Genomic DNA, 10,840 nt, shown 5'->3' with positions numbered 1-10,840 from the left:
GGTAATCCTTTTTGGAGAAGAACACAATGATAGCCTGGCCCATGCCCTTCAGTCGCAGCTTTACAAAAACCTAATTAATCAGCGCAGGAACGTAATTCTTTCCATGGAAATGTTTGAACGGGATGTTCAGTTGGTCCTTGACGAATACCTGGCAGGCCTGATAAGCGAATCAAGCCTTATTAAAGAAGGCAGGACCTGGACTAACTACGCTGATTATGCCCCACTGGTAAATCTGGCCAAAAAAAATAATCGACGAGTACTCGCAGCAAACGTACCGGGCAGGTATGCCAGTATGGTCAGTAGAAAAGGAATCGGAACTCTTAAATTCCTGGACAAGAAAGCCAGTTCCTATTTCACTTACTTTGAGCTTCCTGGAGAAAACGACCGCTACCACAAAAAGTTTAATGCGGCTATGGGAGGCCATGGACATAGCATGGGGCCTTCCGTTTTTCATGCGCAACTACTCCGGGATGCCACGATGGCAGAAAGTATCGTGAATGCCTGGAAAAAAAATAGAGACAGCTTAATCCTGCACCTAACCGGTAGGTTTCACACCGATGAGGACTTAGGGACAGTATCCGAGCTTAAAAAAAGAAAGAAAAAGCTTCGCATTCTTACCATATCCTGCTTTCCAGCCATGGACTTTGAAACACCGGATTGGTCAGCCTATGAGAACCTAGCCGATATTATCATCCTTACCGATCCAAAAAGCCGAAAAACGTATTGAAATGTAATATCCAACAATTTTTTTTACGGTCTTCAATCATTGGGTTACATCTACTATTGGTTAAACCAGATACTTTTCTTTTGCAAAAGGAGGAGATGATCTTCCTGCACGATAAAAAATAGCAATTAGGCACATTAAAAACCCACTACTATTTCCCGATTATTTTTAAAGGAGAAAACTGAGAATGGAAATTTTTCGCAGTCACGGAAAGGTGTCTAATCAGACAACCTGGAAAGCTGAAGCCAAAACTCTTCAATTTGCAAAATGGCCTTAAGAAAGTCATCCAGTTCAATGGGTTTGATGATATAGCTATTGGCGTGATGTTCGTATGCCAGGTTAATATCCCTTTGGTTCGAAGAAGTCGTAAGCATAATTACCGGTATTTTTTTTAAGTAGAGATCTTCTTTGATGGCTTTCAGTACCTCATGCCCGTTGTAAATAGGAATATTGATATCCAGTAATATCAAATCCGGACGATCGGCATTTTCGTAGCCTTCCCTCCTAAAGAGAAAATCCAACGCTTCTCCACCATTTCTAACCACACTGATTTTGGTTTTAATTTTGCATTCATCAAAAGCATCAAGGGTAAGAAAAACGTCCCCTTCATTATCCTCCACCAATAAAATGTGCGCTTCTTTCATCCGGAATCTTTGTTAATTGTAAAATAAAAAATACTACCCTTACCAGGTACGGACTCCAACCAGATTTTTCCACCCCAGGATTCAACATGTTTTTTGGCAATGGATAACCCGATACCGGTACCTTCAAAGCTGTCTCGATTGTGCAAACGCTGAAAGATAATGAAAATCTTCTCGAAAAACAGTGGATTGATTCCAATTCCGTTATCGGCTATGCGCAGCTCCCAGTCATGATCATTTTCCACGACTGAAAGTTCTATTTTTGGAAGTACTCCATCCTTGGAATACTTAATGGCATTATCCAACAGGCAATGAAGCGTTTGTATAAGCGGTGCTTTGAAGCACCAGATTGAAGGGAGATAATCCACGCGTAACGTTGCTTTTTTCTCCAGGAACAGTTTTCTTCTTAGCACCCTATACTCCGCGATTAGTTTATTTAAATCGACCAGCTCGGGAGAATCCGAAAACTGACCTGCACGAGAAAACTCCAGCAAATCCAAAATAATCTGTTTCATCCTTTTTGCTCCATCAGTTGCAAAATGAATGTATTGGTGCGCTTTGGCATCCAGCCGATCTCCGTATTTGCGTTCAAGTTGATTCAGAAAGCTGGAAATCATCCGCAAGGGTTCCTGTAAATCATGAGAAGCGATAAAGGCAAATTGTTCCAACTGCTCGTTGGTTATTTTAAGTTCCTTGATATTTTTCTGCAGTATTTGATTCAGCTCCTGAATCTCTCCCTCATGTTTCTTTCTATCACTGATATCTGTTATCGCCCCAACCATCCGTATCGCCTCTCCAGCATCATTCCGAATAATCATCCCTTTATCAATGACTATCTTTTCTTCCCCGCTGCTGTGAATAACCCGGTATTCCATTTCCCAATAGGAATGCTCTGAATCCTCCAAACTAGTTTGTAAACTTCTGATAACTGCCGGTAAATCATCGGGATGGAAACTATCCTGCCAGAAATCCGCTGAGGTAAAATTTCTTTGCACTTCATACCCAAAGAACTTTTCAAAACCCATGCCCCGATAATAAGAGTCGTTTTCGATATCCCAGTCCCAAATAGCATCGGCTGTCACCTGGGTTACTTTTTCAAACCGCTCGTTGGCACGAACGATTTGCAAATCGGTCACTTTTCGAAGGGTTATGTCTTTAAAATAAACAGATAATCCCTCGGAACTGGGGTAGGCAGCCACTTCAAACCATTTATTGACGGTGGGATAGAATTCCTCAAAAGAAACGTTTTCACCCGAGGCCATTGCTTTATGATACTGCCGGTAAAAGTCCGTATCAACCGCATCTGCATATTTTTGCCAGAGGTTTTTACCTAGCATCTCCTCCCTGCTCTTGCCCAGTACATTCTCGGCTTCTTTATTCCAATAGGTAACTTTCCACTGCCGGTCCAAAGCGAAAAAAGCATCGCCTATGCTTTCCAGAATTCGATTCTTTTCCTCATACGCTTTTATTAAATCTTCGGCTGTGCTTCTCTTTTCATCAATGTTTCTAAAATAAGATGAGATGCCTCCGTTGGAGGGATAGGTGTTCAATTCGTACCAACAACCATCACCTGGGTAAAAATATTCGAAACTTTCCGCTTTTCCCTGAGCGGCTACTCTCCGATAAATGCGCTCCAAATCGGTCCCTATTGCCGAAGGAAATGCTTCCCAAATACTTGTACCCAGCAGTTCTTCACAATTTCTGTTCAAAAGGTTTTCGGCTTCTTTATTGAAGTAGGTGAAATTCCAATCCTTATCTACGGCATAAAAAGCATCGGAAATACTTCCCAATATTTCAGAAAGTTGCAGTTCGGTTGATTTCATGCTATGAATGTCCTGAAAACTACCGAAAATTTTCGTACATACTCCATCTACCCGTTCGCTTTTACCTATACACCGAACCCACTTTTCTTTGCCAGATTTCGCTATTAAAAGCAACTCTTCATCGAACTCCACTCCTTGCTGGATAAGCTTATCTACTGCCGCCTTTATTTTAATCTTGCTGGATTCCGAATAGAACTCGTACCCTCCGGTTAGGGAAGGGTTGTAATCCTCCTCCACTTCCAGAATCCTTTTTACCATGGGCGACCAGTACATGGCATCCCCTTGTTCCTGATTTGTCAAATCCAACTCCCAGCTCCCGATTTTTGCCAACTGCGATGCCTCCTGGTACAAACTGGCTGCCTTTACCTTCGCGGTAATGTCAAAAATCATGGAATTGAAAAGGATGGTGTCATCCGGCAAACGGTAGGGCGTCCCGAATCCTTCGTGCCACCTTACTCCACCGTCCGGCAAAACACTTCTCCACTGGTCATGCCAATGCGAATGGGTTTCCAGGGAATTCTGAATTCCCTGCATCACTTCCTGGAAATCCCCCCCTTTCCTTATTTGGTCCCAGACCAACTGGTGATTGCTTTCACATTCCTGAGGAGATAGGCCCCATATTTTCCGGGATCCTTCACTAACCGAGACCAATTTATCCGTTCCATCTGGGTAAAAATAATACTGAAAGATTACCCCGGGAAGGTCATTCGTAATGGATTGAAGTCTGTGTTCCGTAGCATTGATATTGGTAATATCTTGAAAACTACCAAAAAGCCGAATGCATTTATCCCCTACCATTTCCACCTGACCAATCACCCTAACCCACCTTTCATTGCCTTTTGCAGTGATAAGTGCCGCTTCAAAATCAAGAGGTTCTCCAACATTTATCGACTGTTGAACCATGAAGGCAACGTTATCCCGAAAATCTTCCCGGTAATAATCTATCACGCGATCCAGTACGGGCACATATGAATTAGGATCCGTTTCGTGTATCTGATGAACCACATCAGACCAGACCACCTTATCTTGGATCAGGTCAACTTCCCATCCGCCAATCCTAGCCAGTTGAGAAGCATTTCCTATCAACTCCTGCAACTTTTTTTCTTCCGTAATGTTTTTTCCAGAGGAATAGATAACTCCCTCTACTACATTGGAATTGCTATGCCAACTGAGCCAGAGTACCTTACCAGATTTGGTTAACAAGCGATTTTCAAACCTTAACACGGGCTCACCCTCGCTTAATTTCTGGATTTCATTGGCCAGAACGACTTTATCGTCGGGATGAATAAAGTTAGTTATCGCATTACCTACGATTTCATCTTCTTCATACCCCAGCAGTTCGCAGCCTGCCATATTCATTTTTAGGCAGGTGCCGTTGAAATCACACAGGCAAATGATGTCAGGCAGTGTCTCAAATAAGTGAGACAATTCCCCTTCCAACCGTTTTCTATTGATCTCCGAGCCGATGAAGGACTCCAATTTTGTCAAAACAGAACGATGCCGATTCAATTTTCCGCCATCTTTTCGGCTACCCACGACCAAAATCCCCACGCAATTTTCCTGATGAAAAAGCGGCATCCCCAGAACAGCCTTGAGACCTGAAACCTTGGCAGCTTGCTTTCTTAAAAAGAATTCATTTTGACCAATGTCCTCCCAGATTACAGGTTTATTTTCCAGGAAGACCCGCCCGGGAAGCCCTTCTCCAATCACCATTTTGGTCGTTCTTTCTGCATGCGCGTGAAATTCTTTCCCAACAGAATCCAATGTACAACAGGAATAGAGTTTTAACGTTTTTTTATGAATATCAGGTAGCCAAATTTCACAAAAGCTAAATTCCCCATGATTAGCAATAAGTTGGCAAATATCTTGAAGAGAGGAATTCAGATCCATTCCTTCATTAAAAACCGTACTGATTTTTGCCAACAATTCCTGTTGAATTTGTTCGTTTTTTACCGTAGTCACATCCCTTTCAATGGAGATCCAATGGGTAAACGATCCTTTTTCGTCGGCGACTGGAGAAACAGATAAATTTATCCAAAACTCCTCTCTACTCTTTTTGTAGTTGACGGTGGTAATCTCGCAGGATTCCCGATTTCTGAGCGCACGGCCCAATCGGGCAAGCTCCTTTCGATCTGATTTGGGTCCCTGCAGTATGCGGGGAGACTTGCCGATTACTTCCTCTGCTGCATACCCCGTCATGCGGGTAAATGCCTCATTAACATAGACGATCCTGGGACCGGGATTATCCAAAGGTTCCGCTTCGGTTATCAAAATGGCATCATTAGTATGCGTGATGACGCTTTCAAGCAATTTTAACTGCTGCTCCTCCTTCTTTTGCGCAGTAACATCCTGAACCATGCCTTCAAAGAAAAGTAATTTTCCCTCTGCATCCCGTTTGATTCTACCCAATTCGTGTACCCATTTCACAGTTCCGTCCGGTAACAGGATACGGTGGCAGAAGTTCAAATCCTTTTCTCCGAGAATCAACGCTTTCTGTTCCCGGTTGAAAAATTCCCGATCAGCAGGATGAATGGTTTTAAAAAAATTTTCAAAAGTAACGTTAAATTCACTCCTATTCCTTTCCCATATCCGGTACACCTCATCTGACCAGCTCAATACATTGGAGTCCATATCCTGACGCCAATAGCCCAATTTGGCAATTGAGGATGCCGTTTTTAATTTCTGTTCCGACTCTTTAAGTTCCAACAACTGCTTTTCCTTCGCTGTCACGTCCTGACAGGTAACCATGAGACATTTCCGGTTCATAAACTCCACCTTGTGTCCGTTGACATCCACCCTGATAAGTTTCCGATTCTTTTTTTGGTGAGTAAAGGTTCCAAAGTAAATATTGCCCTGCTTGGAATCCATATCCACATGGGCAGCATGAAGTTTTGAAACCTCTTCCTTGGGTCTCAGGTCCCGGATGGTCATGGATAGAAACTCATCCTTGCTGTATCCGTAATGATCTAACGCGGATTGGTTGACATCCAAGATTTCAAACGTCTCTCTATCGTACACCCAGTTGGGAAGGGGGTTGAAGTAAAATAAGGTACTATAGTCTTGTACTCCTCTCATCAGCAATTATCATCAATTGAACCCGGTGATTTCTTTTCCTTCTATGATTTTCTATCTAAAATCAAGCCATAGTCAGTAGTCTCATTGGCCCCACTATTCCATAGTATTAAAGCCGTTCCGTTTCAAACTTAAGTATTCCGTTCCTCTTTCCAACAAACTCTGAAGCGTTTTACCCAAAACCATTGCTCCTGCGGTAATAATCAGGTATCTGCCTTCCTATCTGAAAAACCCATCTGAAACCTTAAATGATAAAACGTCCCGGATCACAGCCAGAAAACCCGGCGAACTCAAGCAAACAATCATTACCATTCACAAAGGTATTATTTTGCAGCTGAGGAAAATTTTCGAATCACTTCAAAAATAGATTTTTATGTTTATATTATTGACTAATTTATGTCAATATAGTTAACAAAATGTACCTTAACTGCCACAGTTACTTCAGTTTCAAGTACGGCACCCTATCCCTGGAAGCATTGGTAGCGGAGGCAAAAAAGCACAAACTGGATGCACTTGCCCTGACAGATATCAACAGCGTTTCGGGAATTTTTCCATTTATCCGGGAAGCCCAAAAAAATGGAATTCATCCGGTGGTCGGCATCGATTTTCGCAATGGCACTATCCGGCAATACATCGGTCTTGCTAAAAATCAAGAGGGCTTCTACGAGCTAAACCTTCACCTCTCCCATCACCTGATTCATAAACAACCATTTACCGGCAAAGCCCCTTCCATGGATCATGCCTTTATCATTTATCCCTTTTCCGATACCACTTTTCCTCTGCGTGACAATGAATACATCGGGGTTCAACCCTCACAGCTTAATAAACTGCCCTACAGTGCCTGGGCCCGGCAAAAAGACCGACTGGTTCTGCTGCAGCCGGTGACATTTGCCAATAAAACAACCTTCAACGCCCACCGCCTGTTGCGCTGTATGGATCAAAATACCCTGCTTAGCAAACTACCTGTAACCGAACAGGGCGATCCCACAGAGCGATTTTACGACTATGCCGATACGGTGGCCCGCTGTGAAAACCATAGCTACCTAATTTATAATGCCCAAAAGCTGCTGGAAGAGTGCCAGTTTTCCTTTTATTTTCATGCCGTTAAAAACCGGCGGGACATTCTGGGCTCCGACTGGGAGGACTTTGACTATTTGAGGCAAGAGACCTTTAAAGGTGCTCTGTTGCGCTACGGCAGGCTGGACGAAATTATAGAAAAACGCATCGGCAAAGAATTGGAAATGGTTCAGCAAAAGGGATTTGTCTCGTATTTTCTGATCAACTATGACATTGTCAACTTTGCCCAACGCAAAAATTTCTTCTATGTGGGACGGGGCAGTGGAGCCAATAGCATTGTGGCTTATTGCCTGGCCATTACCGATGTGGATCCCATAGAGCTGGACCTTTATTTTGAGCGGTTTATTAACCTGTACCGGGAAAATCCGCCGGACTTTGACCTGGATTTTTCATGGAAAGACCGGGATGAACTCACGCGTTATATCTTTACGAAATACAATCGCCCGGATAACGAACATGTATGCCTGCTGGCTACTTTCAATACCTTTCAGTACAATTCTGTGCTACGGGAATTGGGAAAGGTATTCGGATTGCCTAAATCCGAAATCGAATCACTAATTTATTATGGTGACAAGCCGAAAAACAAGCAGCAGCAACCCGATCAATACGGTAAGCTTATCTACCGCTATAGCCAGGTAATCCGGGACATGCCTTCCCATCTGAGCATACATGCCGGAGGAGTGCTGATCGCCCACAAGCCCATCCACTACTACACGGCCACCGAGCTACCCCCCAAAGGCTTTCCCATCTCCCAATTTGACATGCATGTCGCCGAAGACATCGGCCTGCATAAATTTGACATTCTCAGCCAAAGGGGGCTTGGACACATAAAAAGCAGCCTGGAAATCATCCGTCAAAACCAGGGCAAGGAAGTGGACATTCATCAGGTTGCGGCATTTAAAAAAGACCCTAAAATAAAACAGCACCTGCGGGAAGGGCGTACCATTGGTGCCTTCTACGTGGAATCTCCGGCCATGCGCATGCTGCTGGCAAAATTGAAGGCGGACGAGTATCTGGAGCTGGTAGCTGCCAGTTCCATCATTCGGCCTGGTGTGGCCCGATCCGGCATGATGCGGGAATACATTCTTCGGCACGTAGACCCCGACAGAAGGAAGGTAGCCCATCCAGTGCTTCAGGGCATCATGCCCGAGACCTACGGCATCATGGTGTACCAGGAAGATGTGATTAAGGTCGCTCATTACTTTGCAGGCCTTTCCCTGAGTGAGGCCGATGTGTTGCGCCGGGGCATGAGTGGCAAGTCTCGCTCCAAAGACGAATTCCAACGGGTAAAAGACCGCTTCTTTGCCAACTGCCTGGAAAAGGGCCGGGACGTACAGATCACCGGAGAAGTATGGCATCAAATCGAAAGTTTTGCTGGCTACTCCTTTGCCAAGGGTCACTCCGCCTCCTTTGCTGTAGAAAGCTACCAAAGCCTTTTTCTGAAAGCCCATTATCCCCTGGAGTTTATGGTGGGTGTCATCAATAATTTTGGGGGCTTTTATCATACCGAATTTTACGTACACGAACTCCGGATGAATGGGGCCGATGTACAAGCTCCGCACATCAATGAAAGCGAAAACCTGACCTGCATCCGGGGCAAAACCGTCTACCTGGGCTTTGTGCATATGAAGTTTTTACAAAAGGAAACGGTGGTCAAAATCCTGCAGGAAAGGCAACAGGGAGGGGTGTATACCAGCCTGGTGGACTTTGTCTCCCGGGTAGACATCAGTCTAGAGCAATTGCTGATCCTGGTGCGGATAGGCTGCTTTCGCTTCACTGGCAAAACCAAGCAGGAAACGCTATGGGAGGCCCATTTTATCCTGCACCGCAAAAAGACTCCTGTGGGCGGCAGCCAGCGGCTGTTTGCACACGCCGGATTCCGCGAGCTACAACCACCTGTGCTGGAGGCTGCCGACATAAGGCAGGAGATCATCGACCAGCTGGAGATCCTGGAATTCCCCCTGGACTCTCCTTTTCTATTGGTAAGGGATCAGCAGATACGTGGCATTGCAGCCAGGGAAATGGCGCAATTTCTGGGCAGACGGGTGCAGCTGGTCGGTTACCTGGTCACCGTCAAATACACCCGGACGGTAAAGGGGGAAGTGATGAATTTTGGCACATTTATCGACCGGGAGGGCCACTGGATCGATACCCTGCACTTCCCCCCGGTGGTGAAAAAGACACCCTTCAAGGGCCGCGGCATCTACCTGATCAAGGGAAAAGTGACCGAGGAATTCGGCTTCTACAGCGTGGAAGTCAGCAGCTGTGAGCGGATGGCCTACTGGAATGCGGATGATTGACCGTGGGTAGACGTCTGGTACAGGAGCTTGAATTCAATCCCATGATACCAATCCAGCTAAAAATCATTATTTTCGTGGGTATTATTTGAATAGGAGATGAAACTCAGAGGATTCTTTTTTATTTTTTTTTCTCGTTGCTATTTGTAGCTGTCATCAAGACCCGGCGCCAGAACCCATTCTGCCGAGCGAAATCTACGTTCCTCCCCTCAATTCGGAGAATTGGGAAACCACCTCTTTTAACTTGGAGGAAGAAAAGGTCAAAAATTTGGAGAAGCTGCTGGTCGAAAACGGTACCAGAGCATTTATTCTTTTGAAAGAGGGGAAAATTGCCTTTGAGTTTTATTCTGGAAACCGGTTGGCATCCAATCTTCCTTTTCAGCAAAGCTCTTTTTGGTATTGGGCCTCTGCCGGAAAAACACTGACCGCAACATTGGTGGGCATCGCGCAAGAGGAAGGGCACCTATCCCTGGACCAGTCCACCTCTGAAATCCTAGGACCCGGATGGAGCAGCCTGACGGCGGAACAAGAAAACCGGATCCAAATCCGGCACCACCTGAGCATGACCACCGGGCTGGATGAGGGTGTGAGTAACCCCGATGATTATACTGCCGAAAACCTTCGCTATATGGCTGATCCCGGACAGCGATGGGCCTACCACAATGCCCCTTATAGTATTTTAGACGAAGTCCTTGAAGGAGCTACCGGATCGGATATAGCCACCTACTTTCAACAAAAGATAGGATCAAAAATAAGCATGGCCGGGTTTTGGCAGGAAATAGGTCGTAATCGGGTCTTCTTCAGCGATGCCCGGTCCATGGCCCGTTTTGGGCTGCTGGTATTAGCGGAAGGAAAATGGGAAAAGGAAGAAATCATCGGCGACCAGCACTACCTTCAGGCCATGGTGACTCCCTCTCAAGCTTTGAACAAAAGCTACGGCTACCTTTGGTGGCTGAATGGCAAGGAGAGTTTTATGATTCTCGGTTTGCAAACTTCCTTCCCGGGAAGTTTTATTCCCGAAGGTCCCTCCGACATGGTTTGTGCCATGGGCAGGGATGGGCAATTCCTGTGTGTGGTTCCTTCCGAAAGTCTGGTATTGGTACGTTTGGGCGAAAAACCCAATCAAAGCACCATCCCTTTTCTTTTTTTAGACGCTATCTTGGAAGTACTCAGTGGACAACCTTTGGTATCAGGGTGATTGAAAAA

Annotated in this window: 5 protein-coding genes; 3 read left to right on the top strand and 2 right to left on the bottom strand. The window is 45.1% G+C overall.

Going from position 1 to position 10,840, the window contains the following annotated elements; translation table 11 throughout:
• Positions 1 to 727, top strand: a 727-nt coding sequence (locus GKS34_RS22875; RefSeq protein WP_163387417.1) for a ChaN family lipoprotein, incomplete at its 5' end; no start/stop codon positions are given.
• Between the two features lie 215 nt (positions 728 to 942).
• Here the strand turns inward: GKS34_RS22875 and GKS34_RS22870 are convergent.
• Together GKS34_RS22870 and GKS34_RS22865 are read right to left on the bottom strand one after the other, a co-directional pair.
• The gene (locus GKS34_RS22870) at positions 943 to 1,368 is read right to left on the bottom strand and encodes a response regulator (RefSeq protein ID WP_163387415.1); all 426 of its coding nucleotides are present in this window, start codon (positions 1,366 to 1,368) and stop codon (positions 943 to 945) included.
• Positions 1,365 to 6,263: a PAS domain S-box protein gene (locus GKS34_RS22865; RefSeq protein ID WP_163387413.1), complete on the bottom strand. Its 4,899-nt coding sequence runs from the start codon at positions 6,261 to 6,263 to the stop codon at positions 1,365 to 1,367. The genes GKS34_RS22870 and GKS34_RS22865 overlap by 4 nt, the downstream gene beginning before the upstream one ends.
• A 413-nt stretch (positions 6,264 to 6,676) precedes the next feature.
• On the opposite strand from GKS34_RS22865, the gene GKS34_RS22860 reads away from it, so the two are divergent.
• Positions 6,677 to 9,637 (top strand): DNA polymerase III subunit alpha, encoded by a 2,961-nt coding sequence (locus tag GKS34_RS22860; protein ID WP_163387412.1) that lies wholly within the window; start codon positions 6,677 to 6,679, stop codon positions 9,635 to 9,637.
• A 241-nt stretch (positions 9,638 to 9,878) separates the two neighbouring features.
• The gene (locus tag GKS34_RS22855; RefSeq protein ID WP_240459433.1) at positions 9,879 to 10,832 is read left to right on the top strand and encodes a serine hydrolase domain-containing protein; all 954 of its coding nucleotides are present in this window, start codon (positions 9,879 to 9,881) and stop codon (positions 10,830 to 10,832) included.
• Positions 10,833 to 10,840 lie beyond the last annotated feature (8 nt).

The sequence above is a fragment of the Cyclobacterium jeungdonense genome (assembly GCF_010994275.1).
Classification (GTDB): domain Bacteria; phylum Bacteroidota; class Bacteroidia; order Cytophagales; family Cyclobacteriaceae; genus Cyclobacterium; species Cyclobacterium jeungdonense.
Note: the sequence above shows the minus strand (reverse complement) of the source record. Positions and strands in the feature narration are given on the sequence as shown.